Genomic DNA, 22,180 nt, shown 5'->3' on the forward strand with positions numbered 1-22,180 from the left:
TTTATTGGCATGGGACGTTCCCAGGCGTTGGACCCCTACGTCGCTGTCAATGAGGCCTGTGCGGAAATCGACTGCGCCTTATCCTGCTTTGTGCTGGCGTTTATTCCCAACGAACTTGACCCCGCCGAGGTAACGCGTGCTTTGAACTATAAACTGGCCGGTGTGCCGGTGTTCGGGTGCACAACGGCCGGGCAGATAACGGTAAAAGGGTATGAATCGGATGCCCTGCTGTTGTTGGCTTTTCCGAAGGCGAACTTCCGCTGTTCTTCAATACTGTTCGAAAACATCAGGCCGCTGAATTCCACTGAAGTTGCGGCCAAGGCGCAGCGGCAGGTGGAAAAGTTCCGTCATACCGCAGGGTGGAACCGGTTGGCATTGATGTTTTCCGACGGTCTTTCAAAGCAAGAGGATTTGCTTGTTTCCACACTCGAGACCGTTCTTGACGGTTTGCCGATTTTTGGCGGTTCCGCCGGCGACGGTCTGCAATATGAAGAGACATTTGTTCTGCACAATGGTGAAATACACTGCAATGCCTCGGTGCTTCTTCAGATCGAAACCAACCTGCAATTTCAGGGTATCGGGTTCGATCATTTTTTACCCATAGGATCTGAGATCATCATCACGGATGCCGATCCCGAAGAGCGGATGGTGTATGAAATCAATGGGGCGCCTGCGGCATTGGAATATGCGCGGTTGGTCGGATGCGCAGCCGAAGATCTTTCTCCGCAGGTCTTTGCGGAAAACCCGATGTTGTTGCGGCAAAACCTGAATTACTATGTGCGTGCAATCCGCGAAGTGACCGACGGCCAGGCGCTGTCTTTTCTGGCTGCGATTGATGATGGTCTGATCATGACGCTCGGCCGCGGCAAGGAAATCATCGAAACGCTGGAGGCGGGGCTGGATATTCACGACAGTGCCGGGAAATCACCCGACTTCATCCTGGGATTCGATTGCGTTCTGCGCAAACTGGAAATCGAACAAAAGCAGCTTAGCAGGCAAGTCTCGGACGTTTTGCAGACCCGACGTGTGATCGGTTTCAACACATATGGCGAACAGCAATCCGGCGTTCACATGAATCAGACCTTTGTTGGCGTAGCCTTCTTCGAACCTGTCGTGCGAGATTTGAGCTAACCATGCTGGACCCGGATGATCCCCCGGAACTTCAGGTTGCAAAACAGGCAAAGATCATTGACGCGCTTGTGCGTCGGGCCAATCGTCAAAAGGATGTGGGCCCCTCTGCGTTCCGTGCCTTTCAGTCGGCGATTGAACTACGACAGCGGGTCATGGAACAAAGCCGCGATCTGGAGCGGGCAACAACCGAACTGGAAAGCGCCCGGTACGAGCGGGAGCAAACACGCAAAAGTCTGGTCAAGGCCCTGTCTTCCATGGAAGAAGGCTTTGCACTTTTTACTGATGGTCAGTTGAACCTGTGCAACGATCTGTTTCAGGCCATTTTTCCTGATGACGCGGAACTTGTGATGCCCGGGCTTGATCTGGCGCGGTTCTTTACGCTGATCCAGAACAGCAGACAGTTTGTGTCGTCGGATCGGGGTGTATCGAACATGCTCGATACGCTTGAACGTAATTGCTATTCGGGGATGGTGTCCAGCGAGGTTATCGAGCTGGTCGGCGATTGCTGGTACAAGCTGAGCGCCCAGTACACGTCGTCCGAAAATGTCGTCATTTTGCTGACCGATATCACGTCCGTCGTGCGCCGTAATCGCGACGAAAAAGAGACATTGATCGACCGGCAGGAGGATTATCTGCAGGCGGTGTTTCAGAATATGAGTTCGGGCCTTTGCACGTTTTCCGCAAAAGCCGAGATCATGATGCACAACGCGCGTTTTCGCGAAATTCTTGATCTGCCACATCCAATGTTGCACGCGCGTATGCCAGTGCAAGGCCTTCTGGACCTGATGCGCGCGCGTGGGCTGATCAAAGCGGATGATGAGTTGAAGGTTGGCAAATGGCAACATGAGCTGAAAAACAGAGGCTGGTTGCGAAAGCGCGTCCGCGACGGTGCGGATCGCGTACTGGACGTGCAGGCAAACCAGTTGCCGGACGGTGGTTTCCTTGTCGAGCTCAAGGACGTGACGCTTGAGGCACGTGCGACCGAGACACTGGAAAACCGCGTGATGGAACGGACCGCAGAACTGACCCGCGCCAATGAAAAACTGATCCAAGAGTACGAAGAAAAAGCGCGTGTCGAAGAGGCGTTGCGTGTTGCGAAGGAACGCGCCGAAGCAGCGGTTTCATCCAAAACCCGTTTTCTCGCCGCAGCCAGTCATGATCTTTTGCAGCCGATCAATGCGGCGAAACTGATGATCTCTACCTTGATAGAGATTACGCGTGACACTGAACTGCATGTCATGATGGATCGGCTGGATGGCGCCTTTGGCTCGGCCGAACAGTTGTTGCATTCACTGCTTGATATCTCGCGGCTGGAAACGGCCGACCCCGATACTGTTTCCCCGACCAATGTCAGCCTGGCGTCGGTGATCGCGGGCATTCATGGCGATCAAGCGCTGGTTGCCGAGAAAAAGAACGTACGGCTTGACGTTGTGTCCTGCTCTGGATTTGTCCACTCCGATCCGGTCTATCTTTTGCGGTCCATTCAGAATCTCGTTGTGAACGCTATTCAATACACTGATCCCGGCGGCAGGGTGTTGGTGGGCTGCCGTCGGCTCGGTGACAAGGTTGTTGTACAGGTATGGGACACCGGCATCGGCATCGCGCGAAAGGATCAGGCACGCGTGTTCGAGGAGTTTACCCGCGCGGAAAACGTGCCTTTTGGGTCCGGCATGGGGCTGGGCCTGTCTGTTGTGGACAGGGCGTGTCGTTTGCTGGGTCACAAACTGTCCCTGCGGTCCAAACCTGGCGTCGGTTCGGTTTTCAGCATCGAAATGGACCGGGTTGAAGCAGATCGTGGTGCGATGGAACCCCTTGATCTGTTACCGCATTCAGATGACGTACCGATGGACCACATCGTTCTGGTTATCGAAAACGACAAAGATGTGCTGTTCGGGACGACGCTTTGGCTTGAGCAAAACGGGGCGAGTGTTCTGCCTGCACACTCAACCAAGGAAGCAATGCAGTTTGTGACCGATATGGGGATGCCACCGGATATTATTCTGGCGGACTATCAGCTTGATGACGGGGATACCGGGGTCAATGCCATCCGCCAGATACGGGAGATGACTCAAACCCATGTTGCGGCCATTCTGATCACGGCGGATCGCAGCGAAAGCCTGCGTTCTGCCGGGCTGAGGCACGACATTTCGGTAATGACAAAGCCTGTAAAACTATCCCGCCTAAGGCCCTTGATCGTTTGGAAAGTGCGCCGCGGCATGACTGGTCAGAGCATCGACATAGACAAAAGTCGGCGGTGACACAGTCGAATGAAACCATACTCTCTGCTCAGGGAGGGTGATGGCCGATGAGGACGTTAGTATTTGGATTGATCACATCTGTCCTGTTTTTCATCCCGGCTTTTGCAGCGCCGGTTGATGGAGAAGAAACCTATGACCTGTTGTTTCGGGGCGATGTTCTTGACGCAATAGCACGGGAAAAGGAGCTGGTGTATCAGCGCACAGTCACAAATCACCTGAAACCGGAGGCCGCCGCGCGTGACACCGGGGACATCGCGCTGAGCTTTGCTAACGATGGCAGCGGGATGGCGCATCTTGAGTTTCGTCAGGATGAAAAGCACCGGGCCATGGGCAATTTCCCAGCCAGTGTCGGAAACCCCATGATCATGGTGTTTTATGAAAGCACGATCCGCGACATGGCGGAATCCGCCGGAGGCAGCCCGTTTTACATTCGCAACCGCGTTAAGGACGCGTTGATCCAGCCGGCCGAGGTGGAAACGGGTGACGCGGTGGTCAATGGGAAAACTGTTTCCGTAAAGACCATCCGAATGCGCCCATTCGCACAGGACCCGAACCGGGACCGTATGCAGGGCTTTGGCGGTCTGATGCTGAGTGTAACGGTGTCGGAAGATGTGCCGGGCTGGTATCTGCGCCTTGTTGCGGAAACTGTTCCTAACGGTGAAGGTAATTCAATCTATCGGTCGGAAATGCGATTTGAGGGCGTGCAAGAGGGCAAGGAATGACAGGCTTACCCCATTTCGGAAAGGACAAAGGCAGACTGCATTGCGCCGTGCGCCGTGCCTCAGCGACAAGTGCTATTACCGTGCTGTGTCTGGGACTGGCGGGCGTTGGTCACGCGCACAGCGTTGCGGACCGGTTGAACGACTATCCGACTGCGACCCGCGCGGATTATGTGTTTGCTTGTATGGTCACCAATGGGCAATCCCGCGAAATGCTGGATCGGTGTAGTTGTTCCATTGATCTGATTGCTTCGATCCTGCCTTATGAACGATACGAACAGGCGGAAACGGTTCTTTCGATGCGCCGGGTCGGCGGTGAACGCATGGCATTTTTCAAAAGTGCTGTTCTGGCCGAAAATATGGTGGCCGATCTGCGCAGAGCCCAGGCCGAGGCCGAGGTTGTCTGTTTCTGATCCAGTCGGTTACCGATTGTCAGCTGGAAGTCGACTTGGGCAGATCGGTTTGGAACGTGTTACCTTCCGTATCCGTCGCTTTCACTGTCAACGTTGTTGTCCCGTTGTCATTGTACGCAAAGCGGAAAGCCGGGTTTTCAGAGATCGAGATTCCGCCATCCATGGTGAACAGCAATTCTTCGCCCTGCCACACTTCGAGATGGTCGATGAAATGTGCCGGAATGAACAGCTGGGTCACCTGATTGCGCTGAAGGCCTGAGTAGTTGGGGTGCCGGATCATGATCTGTGCCTCACGGCGGGGCGTTGAGACCTGTTCCGTGTCTCCGAAACTGCGCAATTTCATCTTACCCATCGACGCCAGTGCCGCTTCGGGGTTCTTGCTGGCCGGGGCGGAACATCCGCCGGATGCTTTGACAAAACGGCCAGTCATATGCAGCCCGTCGGGCGTTTCGGCAATAACCCGCACGTTAGAATACTGGTTCACTCGCACCCGCATCTCGAAATCCAGCTCGCCCATAGCAGGCGAAAAGGTAAACACACCGGCAATCGGTGCCGGATTTTCATCAATCACAACTGTTGCCGCAGTGATCTGGATATCTGGATCAAGCTGTTTCAGAACAACAGGAACAGTCGCGGCGTCATGCGCACGATACGGCGCGTCCAGCGACAAAAGCGTGTCAGCCTCCCCGATTTCTGTATCCCCCACAACGTCATATTGCAGGTCCTGCCAAGTCTCACTTTCCGTCATCGGGTTGTTGACCGGCTGGTCTGCCCAAACGGGCAGTGACAGCATCAAACAAAGTACGGCGGCAGGTGCAAAAATTCTGTCCATGTTGTCTCCTCCGGCAACCGGCTTTGTGGAACATGCCACAAAACCCCAATAAAATATACGCCGACCAAAGGCTGTGTGGCGTTCACAAACGAGTGTGCGACAGTCCGGATCGGAGGATATGGCATGTTTGAAGCCGTCATCATGATGTGTCTTGAGGTTGCCGAAGGACCGTGTCGCAAGCAGCTTTTGCCGGGGTACGAAGCTGAGACCCACGCGCTGTGCGAGCAGCAGCTTGGAGCAAACCCCCCGGTGGTCGAGCGTGAACGCGCAAAAGGTCCGGCATATTGTCAACCTGTTGGTTCGGTTCTGGATTTTCAGCAAGCAGCGCCGGGTGTTTTTATTCATCGTGGGCGCGTTGCAGAGCCGGATAAGACCAATCTGGGAGATGTCTCGAACATCGGATTTGTCATTGGCGATGACAGTGTGGCGGTGATCGACACTGGCTCAGCGCCGTGGATGGGTGAGGCCATCTGGCGGGCCATTCGCGCAAGGACAGAAAAACCCGTCAGCCATGTGATTTTGACCCATATACACCCCGATCACGTATTGGGAACGACACCGCTGAGGCAGGCAGGTGCACAGGTGGTAGCCCATAGCGGGCTGGAACGGGCGCTGCTTGACCGGCAAGGCAACTACATCGAAAGCCTGAGCACCCTGATCGGGCTGGATGCGGTCGTCGGCGTTGGACCAATACCGGTCGACCACCCGGTTGAAGCGGCGGATGAGATCGATCTGGGAAACCGCCTGCTCACCTTGCGTGCGTGGCCCACGGCGCATACCGGGACTGACCTGACAATCCTGGATCAGACATCAGGGATCCTCTTCACCGGTGATCTGGTTTTTCATCAGCACACACCGGCACTGGATGGCCGGCTACTGGGTTGGCAAGAGGTACTGACCGAGATGTCCGGGATGGATGTAACCCAGATCGTTCCCGGTCACGGCGGACCGGTATTGAGCTGGCCTGATGGAGCGGCGGACATGCTGCGCTATCTCGACGTACTTGAAACGGACACGAGGGCCGCAGTGGAAAGCGGGCAGCGGCTGGGTGACGCAGTGGAAACCATCGCGCAAAGCGAGGCGGATCATTGGGATCTGTTCGAAGCATACAACCCGCGCAACGCAACCGTCGCATTCACCGAGCTGGAATGGGAGTAGCCTGTCAGCGAAGGGCGCGATCCAGATTCTTGGCGGCGTCCAGATTGGTTTCGTTCATGCCTTGCACATTCGTCAACCGCGTGGCGGTCAGATCGGCATCCGTGAAATCCGCTCCGGAAATTGTGGCGCCGGACAGATCTGCGCCGCCCAGTGTGGCCATCGACATGTCGGCGTTGGTAAAGTTTGCGCCGGGCAGTTTTGCGAATTCCAGATCTGCGCGTGACATGCGGGCCCCCGTGAAATCGACATCGGTTCCGTGTGCCGATGTCAGAACACCACGCATTAGCCCCATGGATTGGTTGCGCATATCGGCCGAAAAATCAGCCCCTTTGAACACCGCCCGGGACAGGTCGGCCCTGGTGAAATCGGCGGCGGTTCTGGCATTAGTGAAATTGGCGTCGCTCAGATCAGCCTTACCCAACTGCGTCTGGAAAAGCTCTGCCCCGATCAGGGAAGCACCTGACAGGTTGGCCCCGATCATCCAGGCCTGGCTCAGAATCGCACCGTCCAATTTGGAGCCGGAAAGGTTCGTCCCGTTCAGCGACGACGCACGTAGGACTGAATTGCTGAAATCCAACCCGGACAGGTCCAGATTATTCAGCCAAACTCGCGTGAAATCTGCAGGGTTTTCCGCAGTTGCAGCATCCAGCCTTGCGACAACCTCGGCCCGGGTCAATTGGGCCTGAGTCATTTTGGGCAAGGCCATGTCCACGCCGCTCAACGCGGTCTGGGACAGGGCCCAAGCAGGCATGACAGCCATGGACAGAGCTTGAAGTGCAATCAGTAAGGGTTTCATAACAGCCCCTTCGGTTTTGGCCTGAAGGATCAGCCCTGATCCGACGCAAGTTGCTGCAACATTTGCGAAATAGCGAACAAGCGGCGTTCGATGATTTGCGGTGTCTCGCACAGGTAGGTGATCGAGCGCTGGCGGTCGGAATAGATCAACTGATCCCAATCCAACTGCTCTTCCAGCGCATCGACCTTGTCGTAGTCTGGTTGCTCGGTGGTCAACGCCTGATCCATTTCGGCCCGGGCCAGATCGATTTTTTCGGCCAGATCGATCTGCTTTAGTGAGAATTCTCCGATCCCGCTGAGGATACGCTTACGTCGTTTTGCCAGCGTATCGAATGTGCGCTGAAACACCAGACCGAGCACTGCGGGATCACCACCATGGCGCGTCGCGAAGGCGGCAAGCTGGGGTTGCAATTCGTCCAGCTCGATCCGACGCAAGGCCAGCAAACCCGCAATCTCGTTGATCTCGGACTGAAGGGTGGGGGTCTCGGCGACTGGAGTGTCGTCTATCTGGTGTGGCCACATAAGACCCAGGGACAGATCTTCGACCTTGCGTTGCACGCAGGGCCATGTGGGATCGGAAAAATCCGCAGCGTAGCTGGGCACACTCGCGCTGAACCAAGCCAGCGCCATGACAATATGCTTCGCGGTCGACATCGCAGGTCTCCTCTACGGTGACAGTATGCACGAAGCCCGCGCGAACCCGATACACACCATTGTCTTAATTGTTTGAACAAGGTTCCGGCCCGCATACTCGGTTCAAATTCCCGGATTCTGTTTAAGACCGGGGCATGGGAGGACAGCAAAACATGAGAACACGCGCGGCAGTTGCTGTGGCGGCAGGTCAGCCTCTGGAAATCATGGAGGTTGAACTGGAAGGCCCGAAGGCAGGAGAGGTCCTGATTGAGGTCAAAGCGACCGGGCTTTGTCATACAGACGAGTTCACCCGATCCGGAGATGACCCCGAAGGCATTTTTCCGGCCATCCTGGGCCATGAAGGCGCAGGCATTGTTCTTGAGGTTGGGGACGGTGTCACCAGCTTGGAGGTCGGTGATCACGTTATTCCGCTGTATACCCCCGAATGTCGGGAATGCGAATATTGTCTGAACCCCAAGACAAACCTGTGTCAAAAAGTTAGGGCTACGCAGGGCGCGGGCCTGCTGCCGGATGGAACCACCCGGTTCAGCATGTTGGACGGTACGCCGATCCACCATTACATGGGCTGCTCGACCTTCGCCAATCACACCGTGGTGCCCGAGATTGCGTTGGCCAAGGTGCGCAAGGACGCGCCGTTTGACAAAATCTGCTACATCGGGTGTGGCGTCACAACCGGCATCGGTGCGGTGATCAACACAGCCAAAGTTGAGATCGGTTCGCGCTGCGTGATCTTTGGGCTTGGCGGGATTGGCCTGAACGTCATTCAAGGCTGTCGGATGGCAGGCTGCGATCAGGTTGTTGGTGTCGATCTGAATGATGGAAAAGCGGAGATGGCAACACGTTTCGGCATGACCGATTTCGTGAATCCATCGCATGTGGATGGAGATCTGGTTGCTCATCTGGTGGAACTGACGGGTGGCGGCGCGGACTATACGTTTGACGCGACAGGAAATGTCGGAGTGATGCGCACAGCGCTGGAATGCGCCCATAAAGGGTGGGGTGAAAGCATCATCATCGGGGTTGCACCGGCAGGTGCCGAAATCTCGACCCGCCCATTCCAGCTGGTCACCGGGCGGTCGTGGCGCGGAACCGCCTTTGGCGGTGCGAAGGGCCGGACCGATGTGCCGAAAATCGTGGATTGGTACATGGACGGCAAGATCGAGATCGATCCGATGATCACCCACAAGCTGCATCTTGATGAGATCAACCACGGGTTCGATCTGATGCATCAAGGTAAATCGATCCGCGCGGTCGTGGAGTACTGACATGGATTTGCAGGTCGTCTCACAAAATCGGAGTTTCGGGGGGGAACAGACAGTCTATTCCCACCAGTCGGAAACCTGTGGTTGCGAGATGACCTTTGCGGTCTATCTGCCACCGCAAGCGCACAATGGCCCCGTTCCGGTATTGTGGTATTTGTCCGGTCTGACCTGCACCCACGAAAACGCCATGACCAAAGGTGGGTTTCAGGAAGCAGCGGCGGATTTTGGAGTGGCGGTGATCTTCCCGGACACGTCACCACGCGGCACGGATGTCGCCGATGACGATGCCTATGATCTTGGGCAGGGTGCCGGGTTTTATGTCAATGCAACACGCGACCCGTGGCGGGCTCATTTCCGGATGTACGACTATATCGTCAATGAGCTGCGCGATATCGCCCTGAAGAACATGCCTGTCCAAGATTGCCACGGCATTACCGGTCATTCAATGGGTGGGCACGGGGCCCTGACCATCGCCATCCGGAATGCGGATATGTTCGGATCCCTGTCGGCATTTGCCCCGATCGCACATCCCACGCAATCAGATTGGGGACGCAAACAACTCAGCAGTTATCTTGGCGATGATGAAAGCTCATGGGCCGAGCATGACTCGACGCTGTTGTTGGAAGAATACGGGTGGAAGGGCGATCTGCTGATCGATCAGGGTGCGAACGACCAGTTCCTTGATCTGCTTAAACCCGAAGCGTTGGCCAACATGATGGCCAAGCGTCGCCAACCCGGACAGATCAGAATTCAACAGGGGTATGATCACTCGTACTTCTTCGTGAACAGCTTTGCGCGAGATCACGTCGCATGGCACGCCGAGCGTCTCAGCTAACCAAAACAGCAAGGAATGATTGATAGTGTTCAGAACCGTAATATCAGCAGCATGCTTCATGTTGGCACCGATAACAGTTGCCGCCGAAGGGGATGCTGAGGCGGGCGAAAAAGTGTTTCGCAAATGCAAAGCCTGCCATGCGGTGGGGGAAGGTGCCGAAAACAAAGTCGGGCCGATGCTGAACGGAATTGTCGGCCGTCAGGCCGCAAGCATCGAAGGATTTGGTTACTCGCCGGTGCTGATCGGCCTGTCCGAAGATGGGTTGGTCTGGACGCCCGAGGAACTGGACGTGTTTCTGACCAAACCTCGGGACTACGCAAAAGGCATCAAGATGACTTTTGCTGGCCTGCGTAAGGAAGAGGATCGGGTCAACATAATCGCTTACCTTGCGACCTTTGAAGACCAAGGGTCGTAAGAGACGAATGGTTCGCCCATTGCTCGGTCAGAGGAGAGGCTGATTGGGCGAACAACAAAAGACACCGCAATCCGACCTGGGTGAGGTGTTTCAATGCGGCGACAACGCTGCACAATAGGGAGGAGATTGAATGAAGACGTTATCGCTTTGGACCTCCGGGATTGCCATTGTCATGGCCAGCACGGCCTTTGCCAATGACGACCTGATTGCCCAGATGGACAACCCGCAACAATGGGCGATCCAGACGGGTGACTACAAAAACCAGCGTTATTCCCAGCTGGATCAGATTACGGCGGACAATGTCGGTGATCTGCAGGTTGCATGGACATTCTCGACCGGCGTTCTGCGCGGGCACGAAGGTTCGCCCCTGGTGATCGGCGACATGATGTATGTCCATACGCCGTTCCCGAACATCGTTTACGCACTGGATCTGGCCAATGATGGTAAGATCGTCTGGAAATACGAACCCAAACAGGACCCGGATGTTATTCCGGTGATGTGCTGTGACACCGTGAACCGCGGTGTGGCCTATGCGGATGGCAAGATCTTCCTGCATCAGGCAGATACCAAGGTCGTGGCACTGGACGCAAAATCCGGTGATGTCGTCTGGGAAGTACAGAATGGCGACCCCGCCATTGGTGAGACCAACACAGCCACGGTTCTGCCGATAAAGGACAAGGTCATTGTCGGTATTTCCGGTGGCGAGTTTGGTGTTCAGGGTCATGTGACTGCTTACAACATGGAAACCGGTGAGCAGGAATGGCGCGCCTATTCCGTGGGCACGGATGATCAATTGCTGGTTGATCCTGAAGCAACGACACACTTGGGTAAACCGATTGGCAAAGACAGCTCGATCAGCACCTGGGAAGGCGACCAGTGGAAGATTGGTGGCGCTACGACGTGGGGTTGGTATTCGGCCGATATGGACGAAAACCTGATGTACTATGGAACCGCCAACCCTTCGACCTGGAACCCTGCCCAGCGTCCAGGTGACAACCGCTGGTCCATGACCATCATGGCCCGCGATATCGACACCGGTATGGCGCGTTGGTTCTACCAGATGACTCCACACGATGAGTGGGATTATGACGGTATCAACGAGATGATCCTGACGGAACAGGATATCGACGGTGAATCGCGCAAACTGTTGACCCACTTTGACCGGAATGGTCTTGGTTACACGCTTGATCGTGTCACGGGTGAACTGTTGGTGGCTGAGAAGTTCGATCCGGCGGTCAACTGGACCACAGGTGTCGACATGGACGCCAACAGCGAGAACTATGGTCGTCCGGCGGTTGTCGCGCAGTACTCGACCGAGCAGAACGGTGAAGACGTGAATTCTACCGGTATCTGTCCGGCGGCACTGGGATCCAAGGACCAACAGCCTGCGGCGTACTCGCCGAAGACTGAGCTGATGTATGTGCCGACAAACCACGTCTGCATGGACTATGAGCCGTTCCGAGTGTCCTACACTGCTGGTCAACCCTACGTGGGTGCGACGCTGGCGATGTATCCGGCACCGGACAGCCATGGCGGTATGGGCAACTTCATCGCCTGGGACAACACGGATGGGTCCATCAAGTGGTCGCTCCCCGAGCAATTCTCGGTCTGGTCAGGCGCTTTGGCCACCGCGGGTGACATCGTGTTCTACGGCACGCTCGAAGGGTATCTGAAGGCTGTTCATGCCGAAACCGGTGAGGAACTGTACAAGTTCAAGACACCATCAGGCATCATCGGCAACGTGATGACCTATGAACATGGCGGCAAGCAATACATCGGTATCCTGTCAGGTGTCGGCGGCTGGGCCGGGATCGGTCTGGCGGCTGGTTTGACCAATCCAAATGACGGTCTGGGCGCCGTGGGTGGATATGCCGCTCTCAGCGACTACACCGCGTTGGGTGGTCAACTGACCGTGTTCGCACTGCCGAACTAAGCCAAAAAATGTCTGGTGCGGTCCGAACGGATCGCGCCAGATTTTCAGCTACAGCAAACGAGAATTTCATGTTCCCAGTAGTACGTCTTTTGGCCCCCTTTGCGATTTTTTGCCTTCCTCTGGCCGTGGCCGCCGACAATCTGGCAGTCGCGTATTCCGAGGACGGTCGGTCCTACACGGATGACGATGTTCCGACCTTCAACGTTGCCGAAGACGGAACCGTGGACTGGCCAACGTTTTCCGGGTTTCGCCGGTATCATGCGGAATGCCATGTGTGCCATGGCCCTGATGGCGAGGGCTCAACTTATGCTCCGGCGCTGAAAGACTCTGCGGTGGACATGGATTATTATGATTTTCTCGACGTCGTTACCAATGGACGCCAGGTGGTCAATGCGGCCGAAAACTCGGTCATGCCCGGCTTTGGCAACAATCCGAACGTGATGTGCTTTCTGGACGATATTTATGTTTATCTGAAGGCCCATGGCTCAGGCGCGATCCCGCGTGGACGCCCGCCAAAGAAAGAAACGAAATCGGACGTAATCCGCGAGGACGAAGATGCGTGCATGGGCTAATGCCTGTCTTGTAATTCTTGGGCTTGCAGCTTGGATCTGCCAGGTGCAGCCCGGGTTGGCGCAAACGTCCGACTTGGTTTCGAAGAGTGCTTTTCGGGTGTGCGCAGATCCGGCAAACTACCCTGTCTCGACCAGGGATGGGGCGGGATATGAAAACAAACTGGCCGAACTGTTTGCGTCCAGGTTGGAGTTGCCGGTTCAGTATACTTGGTTCCCTCAGGCCACCGGTTTCATCCGCAATACCCTGACTGCCAAGCAGTGTGACGTTGTCATAGGCTATGCGCAGGGGCACGAGCTGGTGCAGAATACCAACCACTACTACACCTCGGCCTATGCGCTGATTGTTCCCGAAGACGGTGAACTGGCGCACGTTGATACGCTGAATGACCCCGCCCTCAAAGAACGGCGGATCGGGATTGTTGCAGGTACCCCTCCGGCGGCGCATATGGCCCGCAACGGGCTGATCGGAACGGCCAAGCCTTATAACCTGTTCGTTGATCGCCGGGTTGAAAGCCCTGCAATCGACATGCTGGACGATCTGAAATCAGGTGAGATTGACGCTGCAATTCTTTGGGGGCCATTGGGCGGCCCATTGGTCAAAGCGGACTATCCCGATTTCAAAGTGATCCCTCTGATCAAGGAAGAGCTGCCGCCACGCCTGTTTTATCGCATCACCATGGGTGTGCGTCAGGGCGAGAAAGTATGGCAACGGCAGCTGAACTCGCTGATCCGCCGCAATGCGGACGAAATCAATGGGGTGCTTGCAGAAGCTGGCGTACCTTTGGTTAACGATCTGGGCACCGAGGTGCTGGAGCTGTCGCAGTGATCCGGACCCTTGCGGCTCTGACAGTCATAGCTACAGCCAGCATGGCCCAAACTGTCCCTGAACCGTCCGATTATCGAACCGATCACTACCGCGCGCCGGTGCCGGATGGCATTAACGGCGGTACAACCGTCGGGCCGGAGGAGGCGCATGCGTTGTGGCAAGATAACGGCGCAGGGTTCATCGACGTTCTGCCGCAAGCCCCAAAGCCTGCCAATCTGCCCAAAGGCACGATCTGGCGCGACAAGCCACGTAACAGCATTCCCGGCGCGATATGGTTACCGAACGTGGGTTATGGCGCCATTGCCGAGGTTACAGCGGATTACTTCCGCACAGGGTTGGATACCGCGACGAGGGGCGACCCTGGCGCGGCCATCGTTTTCTTTTGTCTCGAAGATTGCTGGATGAGCTGGAATGCCGCCCGTCGCGCCATCGAATGGGGATATACGGATGTCTACTGGTTCCCCGAAGGCACGGATGGCTGGGCTTTGTGGGACTATCCACTTGAACGGATCGAACCCGAGCCGGGCCAGCCCATCGCCCAGGGTGGCTGACCTAGAAGCCAGCCAGTTTCTTGTGCAGGTGACTGACCGATCCATCCGTGTCGGTCATGGTCACATCCACCGCCTGCGCCTGACTGGGTACCGAGATGCCGACACGTGGGTTCTCGGACAGGGAAATAGAGCCGGTCATTTCGATATACCCTGCGCCATCAAGGTCGATATCCACGGACTCGACATAGCGCATGGGAATGAACAACAGCGAAATCTGGTCCATCTGCATACCGGAATGCGACGGATGATCGATATTCAGATCCATCTTGTTTGCACGATTGGCCCCCAGATTTGACAGGCGCGCCCGCGTATCCAACGCAGGAACACGACCGACCAGTTCGGCCTCCATCGTTCCCAAATTTGCCAGGGCAATCTCCGGGTCAGTTCCCGGAGGGGCAGAACATGCCCCGAGACCTGAGGTTTTGACATATGTTTCCGACACCCAAATCCGTCCGTCGGTGGTTTCCGCAATCACGTGCATCGGCGTTGGCCCATTCACCCGCATGGTCACGTCGAAGTAAAAACTGGGCAGCGGCTCTTCCAGCTCGAACACCGCAGACACGGGCATCGGGTTTTCGTCCAATACCAGCGTCACCTTGGCTACATTTGTACCCTTCGGGGCCACGACCTGAGCAGCCAGTTCAGCCCGCGCGTCGTCCGGCGTGCGGTACGGGGCATCAATAGCGATCAGGTCATCCCCGTTCAGCATAGGGCGTTCACCATAAAGCAGTGTTCGCACATTCTCCCATGCTTCGTTCGATGCCCAGGCTGGCAATGCCAGCACGCAAAACAGCGATGCGATCAGGTGAGAAGCCTTCATTGCCTTCCTCCTCCCAGAAACCGGCCAAAAGCGCGTGGCCCGTCACAGGTTTCCAATGTTTCTACCACGGACAGCGTGTTCGGGTCTACGATGCTGACGGTGTTGTCGAACCAGTTGGCTATGACCAACAGCTCTTCGTTTTCAGTCGCATCGATGCCTTCAGGATACTCGCCAACTTCGACCAAAGCCTCAGGTTCGAGTGTCTCCAGCGAGATCACGCTAAGCGAATTGGCGTATTGGTTGCTGACAAAGGCGCGATCTTTGGCAAAGGCAATCCCATAGGGCCGTTCGCCCACGGGGATGGTGGCAAGAACGTTGCCGGTGCTGGCGTCCAGAACGCTGACATCGTTACTGCCGACATTGCCAACAAACAGTCGTCCGTCCGGGGCAAAGCGCAGCCCAAACGGGCGGATGCCAACGGGTACTTGGCGCAGAGGTTGCAAGGTTTCTGCATCGAATACTGAAACCTGATTATCATCCTTGTCTGCAGAGGCCAGAATGCGCCCGTCATTGGATATCGCGATCCCCGCCGGGGCCAACCCCGTGGGCAACTCCGCCTCAACCCGCAATGTCACACTGTCCAGAACCCACAGCCGTTTGTTGTACCAATTGGATACGAACAGCCGTTCACGCCGAGGATCAAACGCGATCCCGATTGGACCGCCTTCCAGAGTGATCTGTGACAGGGTTTCACCTGTTTCCATAGACAGTCGCCGGACCACTTTACTGCCGGCTGATACCGTAAAAAGGTCATTGTCGGTTCCTGTAGCGACACCTGCGGGTTTTCCGGGCAGAGGCCAGCGGGCCGTTTCACGCATCGCGGCGAGGTCGATGCGGCTCAGCTCCTCACCATTTTGGCAGGTGATATAGGCAATATCCGCCAGCGCTACATTGGCGGTAAAGCCCAATCCCAGCGCCAGCATATACCTAACTTGCTGCGCCAAAACGTTCGACCAACGCATCCAGACCAGCCTGATACACGCCGGTTATCGCTGCGATGGCGGCTTCGTCATTCAGTTCGGCTGGCGGGTCGTTGTTGGGGTACCCGCGATAGAATGCGCCGCGCCATTCGACAATCGAACCGCCGCCATCACGCGGTTTGACCGTCAGGTGGGATGAGTAATTCGTCACCGGCAGAACTTCGACTGCGACTTCGGTGATCCGGTAGGAATAGCTCATCTTTTCGGCGCTATATTTATAGAGGATTTCTGCGATGGTCGGTCCTCCTTCCTGTCCAAGTGTCAGCAAGCGTGTAGCGTCAATCTCGTTTCCGCCGTTGCCTTGGGTCGAGAACACGGCCGGATGCCAGGACATGTCATCAAAGTTGCCAATTGCAGCCCAGACCTCTTCCGGTGGGGCGGCGACTTCGGTCGTCAGGGTGACTTTCTGCCGCGTCGGACCATGGGCCCGAGTGATGGTCGGGACCAAGGCTGCGGCAGTGGTTGCAAGAAATCTTCGTCGATTCATGCTGTTTCCTCCCAGAAAGTGCTGAACCTGACCCTGTCATACCACGGATGTTCGATCAGCCGGTCTCGACAAACCGGGTGGTCCGTGCAGCTTTTTCTGCCCGCTCGAAAATGGGCGGCGGACGCCAGAAACAGAAACAAGATCAACTGTATAGGCACATTCTTAAAAAATAAGAATCGAGCTTGATGATGAAGCTGCTAGGCTTGGATTTACAACATGGCCAAAAGTATCGGTTCCGTTTTGCAGAACGTTCCGCTCAAGAATAAGAGCTTGCAGGTTTCAGCAGCAGGCAACGGGAGGAAGCATTGGACAATCGCCTGATACCGCTGTTTGCGGTGCTGATCTGGTGCGTATCCGCGCTCGCGGCTGCGGCGATTGATGTGAGAGCGGCGGTTCTGAGGGTCGATTATCCGACGCTCCTTCCGATTTCGCGCTATGATCTGAAACCCGATGACCTGGGCTTTGCCGGTGCTGTTCTGGGTGATGAAGACAATGGAACCACCGGCGGCTTTCTGGGTCACACATACGAGACGCTTCAGGTCGCGGTACCCCCGGAACAGGCCGATGCGGCCATGGATCAGATCTTGGCCGATGGACTTCGCCTGATCATCATTCTGGCCGATGCTGCGGACGTTTTGCGCCTGACAGACAAAGCGGCCGAGGGCGGGGCGCTTGTGTTTAATGCGACGGCGCCTGACGTTGATCTGCGGGACGCGAATTGCCGGGGAAACCTGCTGCATATTGCACCGTCGCGGTCGATGAACGCAGATGCGGTCGCGCAATTCGCGGTCTGGAAGAAATGGGGCGAGTGGTTTCTGCTGGCCGGATCGAACCCCGAGGATACCAGGCTGGCGGATGCTTATCGGCGCGCGGCGGCCAAGTTCGGCGCCAAAGTGGTCGAAGATCGTACCTTTGAGGACACCGGCGGATCGCGGCGGACGGATTCCGGGCATGTGCTGGTACAGCGCCAGTTGCCGCTTGATACACAGGACGTGCGTGATCATGACGTGGTGATTGCAGCCGATGAAAACGACTATTTTGCGCGGTATCTGTCCTATCACCTCTGGACACCGCGCCCTGTGATGGGATCGGGCGGTCTGCGTCCTGTGACATTTCACGGCGCGCATGAGGCCTGGGGCGCAACCCAATACCAAACCCGCTTCGAAGCTTTGACGGGTCGGTACGCGCGACCCGAGGATTACAATGTCTGGCTGGCTCTGCGCGTGATCGGTGAGGCGGTGACACGCGCCCAAACGGCCGAGCCTGATGGGGTGCGCGACTATGCCTTGTCGGATGAGTTCGAACTGGCCGCGTTCAAGGGACAGAAGGTGACCTTCCGCGATTGGAACGGTCAGTTGCGCCAGCCGATCCTGCTGTATGACGGGTCTATCACGGTCAGTGTCAGCCCGCAGGATGGATTCCTGCATCAGGTTTCACCGCTCGACACGATGGGTCTGGACCGGGCGGAATCCAGCTGTACGGCCTTTGAATAACCGGAGGATTTGATGAAACGCGTATTATTGTCCGCGGCTCTTGCTGCATTGATCGCAGGTCCTGCGCTTGCGGGGAAAGCTTTTGTTTCGAATGAACGTGGCAACACCATCACGGTGGTTGATACTGAGACTTGGGAAGTCATTACCGAATTCCCGGGCGGAAACCGCCCACGCGGCATTACCGTCAGCCCGGATGGAACCAAGCTCTATGTCTGCGCATCGGACGATAACATCGTCCGGGTTTTTGACACTTCGACATACGAAGAATTGCCCAGCCTGCCGTCCGGCCCCGACCCCGAGCTGTTCATCCTCGAACCGTCGGGCAAACGTCTGTACATCGCGAATGAGGACGACAATCTGGTGACGGTGACCGATACCGAGACCCGGACGGTTCTGGCGGAAATTCCGGTCGGGGTCGAACCCGAAGGTATGGGCATGAGCCCGGACGCGAAATTCGTGGTCAACACGTCCGAGACCACCAATATGGCGCATTTCATCTCGACCGAGGATTACACGATCAAACATAACATACTGGTCGATCAGCGCCCGCGTTACGCCCAATACACGGCGGATGGTTCGCGCCTGTTTGTCACGTCGGAAATCGGCGGCACTGTAACCGCGATGGATATCGCCGAAGATGGCACCCCCACAGTTGTTGGCAAGATCAGTTTTGATGTCCCCGGTGTTCAGCCTGAATGGTTGCAACCCGTTGGTGCCAAGATCACATCGGATGGCAGCCGCCTGTTCGTGGCGCTGGGGCCGGCAAACCGCGTGGCAGTCGTGGATGCACAAAGCCTTGAGGTGCTGGATTACATTCTGGTGGGACAGCGTGTCTGGCAGCTTAGCTTTACGCCTGACGAAAAGTACTTGCTGACGACCAACGGCAATTCAAACGACATCACCGTAATCGACGTGGCAGCGGAAAAGGCCATCAAGTCGGTTCAGGTCGGTCAACAGCCCTGGGGCGTGGTGACTATTGATTAAGGTTCTGGAGGGATAGGAATGAAGAAGCTTTTGATTGCGACGCTGGTTGTTGTTTTTGGTGGGCCTGTAACGGCGGCCCCGCTCTGCGACGATTTGGGGTTTGCAGGGCTTTTGGCCAAGTGCAATCGCGGCGAAACCATCAAGCTGACGTTGGCCTCGGGGCAACCCCTTGGTGACAACGTGGTGCTGCAGTCGGGTGCTTACTACAAGCTTGAGATTACGGCGGACGGGTCGGCGGAGCTGGCCATAGAAGGCCCCTCATTCTTTCGGGCAATCTGGATGAATGAAATTGTCATCAACAAAATCGAAATTCGTCCGATGGCTGTGGACAGTATCGAGTTTGACAAGGCCGGTGTGGCCGAGCTGTCGTTTATTGCGATCAAACCCGGCAGCCATGACATTCGCATTCCCGGATCAACTGGCGAGTCTCAGAAAGTGACCATCAGTATTCAATGATGAAAGGACGTGACATGAAAAAACTCGCTGCATTGGCTCTCGCTTCACTTATTTCCTCGCCCGCTCTGGCGGATGGGGTGGACGCGGAAACCGTTGGCAAGATCGAGGCGTATCTGGCCTCGATCGAGTGCCAGATGGACCCGGATGATATCGAAGTCGAAGAAGATGGCTATGACCTCGACGACGTCATCTGCAAGGGCGGCGATCAGTTCGATATCAAATTGGATAAGGACCTCAACGAAGTAAGCCGCAAGGCGGAATAACCAAGCCTGTATCAGGATGAGGCAATGAAAAACCTATATGCCTTCTGTGCAGCACTTGCCTTTGTGGCTGGCGTTGCCTCTGCCGAAACCCTCCCGACACTGCGCGCGGCTGTGCTGAAGATCGGCACAGTGAACTGGGAGCTGGAGACCATTCGGCAAAACGGCCTGGACAAGAAGCATGGCTTTATTCTGAACGTTCAGCCCTTTGCCGACAACGGAGCAACGCGTATCGCTGTTGAAGGGGATGCGGCTGATATGGCCGTGGCGGACTGGGTCTGGATCGCACGCCAAAGGGCGGCGGGAAAGGATTATGTTTTCATCCCGTATTCCAAAGCCGTGGGTGGTGTCGTGGTGCCTGCTGACAGCCCGGCGCGTAGCTTGCAAGACCTGGCCGGGGGCAAGATCGGAATAGCCGGAGGACCGGTGGACAAATCCTGGCTGATCCTGCGCGCCTATGCGGCGCAGGAATATGGCATGGATTTGAAGGCAGAGACCGAACAGGTCTTTGGTGCACCGCCGCTGATCTTCAAATCGGCGCTTGGCGGCGATTACGCAGGCGCGATCAACTTCTGGCATTTTTTGGCAAAGATGAAGGCGTCCGGGATGAAAGAACTGATCTCGGTCGAGCAGGCAGCGCAGGCCCTGGGCCTGGACCCTGATACGCCGTTGTTGGGGTACTATCTGAAAGAGAGCTTCCTAGAGGCGCATCCCGATCTGGCACAGAGTCTTTTCGCGGCAAGCCGTGACGCCAAGGATCTGCTGGCGACTTCACCAGAAGCGTGGGAGGGGATCCGACCGCAGATGAATGCAAAAACCGATATGCAGTTCGAACAGCTTAAGTCCGATTGGATCGCGGGCATTCCGGACAGAGGTCCGGTCGATCAGGTTGCGGCGAACAGGATGCTTGCGTTGATGGCTGAGTTGGGCGGCGCTGAACTGGTTGGAGAGGCCACAAGTGTTCCGCAAGGCCTGTTTGCGGATGTGGAATAGATCTGAATGCAAGACACCCGCCTCACGCCCGTTCTTTCCATCGTGGGTCTTTTGCTGTTGTGGGTTGTTGCTGCCTTTCTGACCAATGATCCGCAGATCCTTCCGCAGCCTTGGGATCTGATACCTCCGTTGCAACAGGAAATGGCCTCGGGCGCGTTGTTGCGAAACTTGGGGGCAACATTGCTGCGCGTTGTCTGGGCCTTCGCGCTGGCCATGACGCTGGGTACGATCATAGGATTGTCCATGGGTCGTTTTCCGGTGGTCAATCGCTGGCTGGACCCGTGGCTGGTGATTTTCCTGAATCTGCCTGCGTTGGTCCTGATTGTGCTGTGTTACCTGTGGATTGGGTTGACCGAAGCAGCAGCGATTATCGCTGTGACGCTGAACAAAATCCCGAATGTGGCGACGATACTGCGCGAAGGGGGCAGGGCTTTAAATACCGAGCTGGACGCTATGGCGCAGGTGTACCGACTGTCATGGCGCACGCGCATGCGTCACGTGATCCTGCCTCAACTTGCCCCATTCATCGCTGCGGCTGCGCGGTCCGGTTTGTCGCTGATATGGAAGATTGTACTGGTGGTTGAATTTCTTGGGCGCTCGTCTGGTGTCGGGTTTCAGATACACTTGTATTTTCAGCTTTTTGACGTGGCGATGGTGCTGGTTTACGCCTTTTCCTTCATCGCAGTGATGCTGGTGATCGAATGGCTGGTGCTGCAGCCGTGGGAACGCCGGGTCCGGCGATGGAGAGTCGTATGATCCGGGTAGAGATCCAGGAAAAACGCTTTGGGTCAGTGGCTGTTCTGGGGCCAATCGCGTTCAGTATTGGTGAAGGCGAGACGGTAGCCCTGACCGGTTTGTCGGGTGTCGGTAAGACGACGCTGTTGCGTCTGGTGGCGGGCATTGATTGCGCCTTCAGAGGTCAGATTGCGCGCCCCGATCGGCAGGCGATTGTTTTTCAAGAGCCGACGTTGTTACCTTGGCGTAGTACGCTTGACAATCTGACGCTGATCCATCCGAGCCTGTCCGGAACCGACGCCGAAGAAGCGTTGGGTGCGGTCGGGCTGGCAGGCAAGGGGAGTTTGTTTCCGGGGCAGCTGTCGTTAGGACAGCAGCGGCGCCTGTCTTTAGCGCGTGCTTTTGCTGGTCGACCGGAATTCCTGATCATGGATGAGCCATTTGCCTCGCTGGACAAGGATACGTCTGAAACCATGTTGACCTTGACCGAAAACCTGATCGCAAAGCACCGACCAGCGACGCTTTTTGTGACACATTCGATGACCGAGGCGGAAAGGTTGGCGGATCGCATCCTGAATTTGCATGCCGGTCCGGATGGGGCGGTTGTGGACTAAGCCA

General features: G+C 56.3%; 25 protein-coding genes. 19 read left to right on the top strand and 6 right to left on the bottom strand.

Going from position 1 to position 22,180, the window contains the following annotated elements:
• Positions 1-9 precede the first annotated feature (9 nt).
• Genes HW561_RS12940 through HW561_RS12955 form a run of 4 tightly spaced genes read left to right on the top strand, consistent with a single transcriptional unit; the run spans position 10 to position 4,521 of the window.
• Positions 10-1,131, top strand: coding sequence for an FIST N-terminal domain-containing protein (locus HW561_RS12940; RefSeq protein ID WP_235962890.1), 1,122 nt, complete (start codon positions 10-12; stop codon positions 1,129-1,131).
• Positions 1,132-1,133: 2 nt separating this feature from the next.
• Positions 1,134-3,389 (top strand): hybrid sensor histidine kinase/response regulator, encoded by a 2,256-nt coding sequence (locus tag HW561_RS12945; protein ID WP_176865386.1) that lies wholly within the window; start codon positions 1,134-1,136, stop codon positions 3,387-3,389.
• 47 nt (positions 3,390-3,436) lie between these two features.
• On the top strand, positions 3,437-4,111 hold the full coding sequence (locus tag HW561_RS12950) for a hypothetical protein (RefSeq protein WP_176865388.1): 675 nt from the start codon (positions 3,437-3,439) through the stop codon (positions 4,109-4,111).
• Positions 4,108-4,521 carry a hypothetical protein gene (locus tag HW561_RS12955; RefSeq protein ID WP_235962891.1) on the top strand — a complete coding sequence of 138 codons (414 nt, stop codon included), beginning with the start codon at positions 4,108-4,110 and terminating at the stop codon, positions 4,519-4,521. The genes HW561_RS12950 and HW561_RS12955 overlap by 4 nt, the downstream gene beginning before the upstream one ends.
• 19 nt (positions 4,522-4,540) lie before the next feature.
• Here the strand turns inward: HW561_RS12955 and HW561_RS12960 are convergent, their stop codons facing one another.
• Positions 4,541-5,353: a quinoprotein dehydrogenase-associated SoxYZ-like carrier gene (locus tag HW561_RS12960; protein WP_176865390.1), complete on the bottom strand. Its 813-nt coding sequence runs from the start codon at positions 5,351-5,353 to the stop codon at positions 4,541-4,543.
• Between the two features lie 123 nt (positions 5,354-5,476).
• Here HW561_RS12960 and HW561_RS12965 point away from each other — a divergent pair, with 123 nt between their 5' ends.
• A complete protein-coding gene (locus HW561_RS12965; protein WP_176865392.1) occupies positions 5,477-6,511 on the top strand; it encodes a quinoprotein relay system zinc metallohydrolase 2 in 1,035 nt (344 codons plus the stop codon).
• Between the two features lie 4 nt (positions 6,512-6,515).
• Here the strand turns inward: HW561_RS12965 and HW561_RS12970 are convergent, their stop codons facing one another.
• Both HW561_RS12970 and HW561_RS12975 read right to left on the bottom strand, forming a co-directional pair.
• Complete coding sequence (locus HW561_RS12970) at positions 6,516-7,307, bottom strand: pentapeptide repeat-containing protein (protein WP_176865394.1); 792 nt, start codon at positions 7,305-7,307, stop codon at positions 6,516-6,518.
• A gap of 29 nt (positions 7,308-7,336) precedes the next feature.
• Positions 7,337-7,960: a hypothetical protein gene (locus HW561_RS12975; protein ID WP_176865396.1), complete on the bottom strand. Its 624-nt coding sequence runs from the start codon at positions 7,958-7,960 to the stop codon at positions 7,337-7,339.
• A gap of 152 nt (positions 7,961-8,112) precedes the next feature.
• Here HW561_RS12975 and HW561_RS12980 point away from each other — a divergent pair, with 152 nt between their 5' ends.
• The 7 genes from HW561_RS12980 to HW561_RS13010 all read left to right on the top strand — a co-directional run bounded on the left by HW561_RS12980 (position 8,113) and on the right by HW561_RS13010 (position 14,354).
• Positions 8,113-9,225: an S-(hydroxymethyl)glutathione dehydrogenase/class III alcohol dehydrogenase gene (locus HW561_RS12980; protein ID WP_176865398.1), complete on the top strand. Its 1,113-nt coding sequence runs from the start codon at positions 8,113-8,115 to the stop codon at positions 9,223-9,225.
• Position 9,226: 1 nt separating this feature from the next.
• Complete coding sequence (gene fghA / locus HW561_RS12985; RefSeq protein ID WP_211198627.1) at positions 9,227-10,057, top strand: S-formylglutathione hydrolase; 831 nt, start codon at positions 9,227-9,229, stop codon at positions 10,055-10,057.
• Positions 10,058-10,115: 58 nt separating this feature from the next.
• Positions 10,116-10,472, top strand: coding sequence for a c-type cytochrome (locus tag HW561_RS12990; RefSeq protein WP_176865400.1), 357 nt, complete (start codon positions 10,116-10,118; stop codon positions 10,470-10,472).
• 130 nt (positions 10,473-10,602) lie between these two features.
• Positions 10,603-12,405, top strand: coding sequence for a methanol/ethanol family PQQ-dependent dehydrogenase (locus HW561_RS12995; protein WP_176865402.1), 1,803 nt, complete (start codon positions 10,603-10,605; stop codon positions 12,403-12,405).
• A 68-nt stretch (positions 12,406-12,473) separates the two neighbouring features.
• Positions 12,474-12,977 (top strand): c-type cytochrome, methanol metabolism-related, encoded by a 504-nt coding sequence (locus tag HW561_RS13000; RefSeq protein ID WP_176865404.1) that lies wholly within the window; start codon positions 12,474-12,476, stop codon positions 12,975-12,977.
• Positions 12,961-13,803, top strand: coding sequence for a substrate-binding domain-containing protein (locus HW561_RS13005; protein ID WP_176865406.1), 843 nt, complete (start codon positions 12,961-12,963; stop codon positions 13,801-13,803). Before HW561_RS13000 ends, HW561_RS13005 begins: the two co-directional genes overlap by 17 nt.
• Complete coding sequence (locus HW561_RS13010) at positions 13,800-14,354, top strand: PQQ-dependent catabolism-associated CXXCW motif protein (protein ID WP_176865408.1); 555 nt, start codon at positions 13,800-13,802, stop codon at positions 14,352-14,354. Before HW561_RS13005 ends, HW561_RS13010 begins: the two co-directional genes overlap by 4 nt.
• Before the next feature lies 1 nt (position 14,355).
• On the opposite strand, the gene HW561_RS13015 is transcribed toward HW561_RS13010, so the two are convergent.
• The 3 genes from HW561_RS13015 to HW561_RS13025 are packed head-to-tail and all read right to left on the bottom strand — an operon-like array spanning position 14,356 to position 16,641.
• Positions 14,356-15,174 (bottom strand): quinoprotein dehydrogenase-associated SoxYZ-like carrier, encoded by an 819-nt coding sequence (locus HW561_RS13015; protein WP_176865410.1) that lies wholly within the window; start codon positions 15,172-15,174, stop codon positions 14,356-14,358.
• Positions 15,171-16,136 carry a beta-propeller fold lactonase family protein gene (locus HW561_RS13020; RefSeq protein WP_176865412.1) on the bottom strand — a complete coding sequence of 322 codons (966 nt, stop codon included), beginning with the start codon at positions 16,134-16,136 and terminating at the stop codon, positions 15,171-15,173. The genes HW561_RS13015 and HW561_RS13020 overlap by 4 nt, the downstream gene beginning before the upstream one ends.
• The gene (locus HW561_RS13025; RefSeq protein ID WP_176865413.1) at positions 16,102-16,641 is read right to left on the bottom strand and encodes an SRPBCC family protein; all 540 of its coding nucleotides are present in this window, start codon (positions 16,639-16,641) and stop codon (positions 16,102-16,104) included. Before HW561_RS13025 ends, HW561_RS13020 begins: the two co-directional genes overlap by 35 nt.
• Before the next feature lie 305 nt (positions 16,642-16,946).
• Between HW561_RS13025 and HW561_RS13030 the strand changes: the two genes are divergently transcribed.
• From HW561_RS13030 to HW561_RS13060, 7 genes are read left to right on the top strand one after another with little or no spacing between them, the layout of a single operon-like run.
• Complete coding sequence (locus tag HW561_RS13030) at positions 16,947-18,134, top strand: ABC transporter substrate-binding protein (RefSeq protein WP_408015384.1); 1,188 nt, start codon at positions 16,947-16,949, stop codon at positions 18,132-18,134.
• Between the two features lie 12 nt (positions 18,135-18,146).
• Positions 18,147-19,118: a YVTN family beta-propeller repeat protein gene (locus tag HW561_RS13035; RefSeq protein WP_176865415.1), complete on the top strand. Its 972-nt coding sequence runs from the start codon at positions 18,147-18,149 to the stop codon at positions 19,116-19,118.
• Between the two features lie 18 nt (positions 19,119-19,136).
• Positions 19,137-19,574, top strand: coding sequence for a cupredoxin domain-containing protein (locus HW561_RS13040; RefSeq protein ID WP_176865417.1), 438 nt, complete (start codon positions 19,137-19,139; stop codon positions 19,572-19,574).
• A 14-nt stretch (positions 19,575-19,588) separates the two neighbouring features.
• The gene (locus HW561_RS13045; protein WP_176865418.1) at positions 19,589-19,837 is read left to right on the top strand and encodes a PepSY domain-containing protein; all 249 of its coding nucleotides are present in this window, start codon (positions 19,589-19,591) and stop codon (positions 19,835-19,837) included.
• 24 nt (positions 19,838-19,861) lie between these two features.
• On the top strand, positions 19,862-20,827 hold the full coding sequence (locus HW561_RS13050) for an ABC transporter substrate-binding protein (protein WP_176865420.1): 966 nt from the start codon (positions 19,862-19,864) through the stop codon (positions 20,825-20,827).
• Positions 20,828-20,833: 6 nt separating this feature from the next.
• A complete protein-coding gene (locus HW561_RS13055; protein WP_176865422.1) occupies positions 20,834-21,583 on the top strand; it encodes an ABC transporter permease in 750 nt (249 codons plus the stop codon).
• The gene (locus HW561_RS13060) at positions 21,580-22,176 is read left to right on the top strand and encodes an ABC transporter ATP-binding protein (RefSeq protein ID WP_176865424.1); all 597 of its coding nucleotides are present in this window, start codon (positions 21,580-21,582) and stop codon (positions 22,174-22,176) included. Before HW561_RS13055 ends, HW561_RS13060 begins: the two co-directional genes overlap by 4 nt.
• Positions 22,177-22,180: the final 4 nt, after the last annotated feature.

Source organism: Ruegeria haliotis (assembly GCF_013377785.1).
GTDB lineage: Bacteria > Pseudomonadota > Alphaproteobacteria > Rhodobacterales > Rhodobacteraceae > Ruegeria > Ruegeria haliotis.

Coding starts and splice junctions, on each gene's coding strand:
- HW561_RS12940 (WP_235962890.1), top strand. CDS start 10: ATGGGACGTTCCCAGGCGTTGGACCCCTACGTCGCTGTCAATGAGGCC.
- HW561_RS12945 (WP_176865386.1), top strand. CDS start 1,134: ATGCTGGACCCGGATGATCCCCCGGAACTTCAGGTTGCAAAACAGGCA.
- HW561_RS12950 (WP_176865388.1), top strand. CDS start 3,437: ATGAGGACGTTAGTATTTGGATTGATCACATCTGTCCTGTTTTTCATC.
- HW561_RS12955 (WP_235962891.1), top strand. CDS start 4,108: ATGACAGGCTTACCCCATTTCGGAAAGGACAAAGGCAGACTGCATTGC.
- HW561_RS12960 (WP_176865390.1), bottom strand. CDS start 5,353: ATGGACAGAATTTTTGCACCTGCCGCCGTACTTTGTTTGATGCTGTCA.
- HW561_RS12965 (WP_176865392.1), top strand. CDS start 5,477: ATGTTTGAAGCCGTCATCATGATGTGTCTTGAGGTTGCCGAAGGACCG.
- HW561_RS12970 (WP_176865394.1), bottom strand. CDS start 7,307: ATGAAACCCTTACTGATTGCACTTCAAGCTCTGTCCATGGCTGTCATG.
- HW561_RS12975 (WP_176865396.1), bottom strand. CDS start 7,960: ATGTCGACCGCGAAGCATATTGTCATGGCGCTGGCTTGGTTCAGCGCG.
- HW561_RS12980 (WP_176865398.1), top strand. CDS start 8,113: ATGAGAACACGCGCGGCAGTTGCTGTGGCGGCAGGTCAGCCTCTGGAA.
- fghA (WP_211198627.1), top strand. CDS start 9,227: ATGGATTTGCAGGTCGTCTCACAAAATCGGAGTTTCGGGGGGGAACAG.
- HW561_RS12990 (WP_176865400.1), top strand. CDS start 10,116: ATGTTGGCACCGATAACAGTTGCCGCCGAAGGGGATGCTGAGGCGGGC.
- HW561_RS12995 (WP_176865402.1), top strand. CDS start 10,603: ATGAAGACGTTATCGCTTTGGACCTCCGGGATTGCCATTGTCATGGCC.
- HW561_RS13000 (WP_176865404.1), top strand. CDS start 12,474: ATGTTCCCAGTAGTACGTCTTTTGGCCCCCTTTGCGATTTTTTGCCTT.
- HW561_RS13005 (WP_176865406.1), top strand. CDS start 12,961: ATGCGTGCATGGGCTAATGCCTGTCTTGTAATTCTTGGGCTTGCAGCT.
- HW561_RS13015 (WP_176865410.1), bottom strand. CDS start 15,174: ATGAAGGCTTCTCACCTGATCGCATCGCTGTTTTGCGTGCTGGCATTG.
- HW561_RS13020 (WP_176865412.1), bottom strand. CDS start 16,136: ATGCGTTGGTCGAACGTTTTGGCGCAGCAAGTTAGGTATATGCTGGCG.
- HW561_RS13025 (WP_176865413.1), bottom strand. CDS start 16,641: ATGAATCGACGAAGATTTCTTGCAACCACTGCCGCAGCCTTGGTCCCG.
- HW561_RS13035 (WP_176865415.1), top strand. CDS start 18,147: ATGAAACGCGTATTATTGTCCGCGGCTCTTGCTGCATTGATCGCAGGT.
- HW561_RS13040 (WP_176865417.1), top strand. CDS start 19,137: ATGAAGAAGCTTTTGATTGCGACGCTGGTTGTTGTTTTTGGTGGGCCT.
- HW561_RS13045 (WP_176865418.1), top strand. CDS start 19,589: ATGAAAAAACTCGCTGCATTGGCTCTCGCTTCACTTATTTCCTCGCCC.
- HW561_RS13050 (WP_176865420.1), top strand. CDS start 19,862: ATGAAAAACCTATATGCCTTCTGTGCAGCACTTGCCTTTGTGGCTGGC.
- HW561_RS13055 (WP_176865422.1), top strand. CDS start 20,834: ATGCAAGACACCCGCCTCACGCCCGTTCTTTCCATCGTGGGTCTTTTG.
- HW561_RS13060 (WP_176865424.1), top strand. CDS start 21,580: ATGATCCGGGTAGAGATCCAGGAAAAACGCTTTGGGTCAGTGGCTGTT.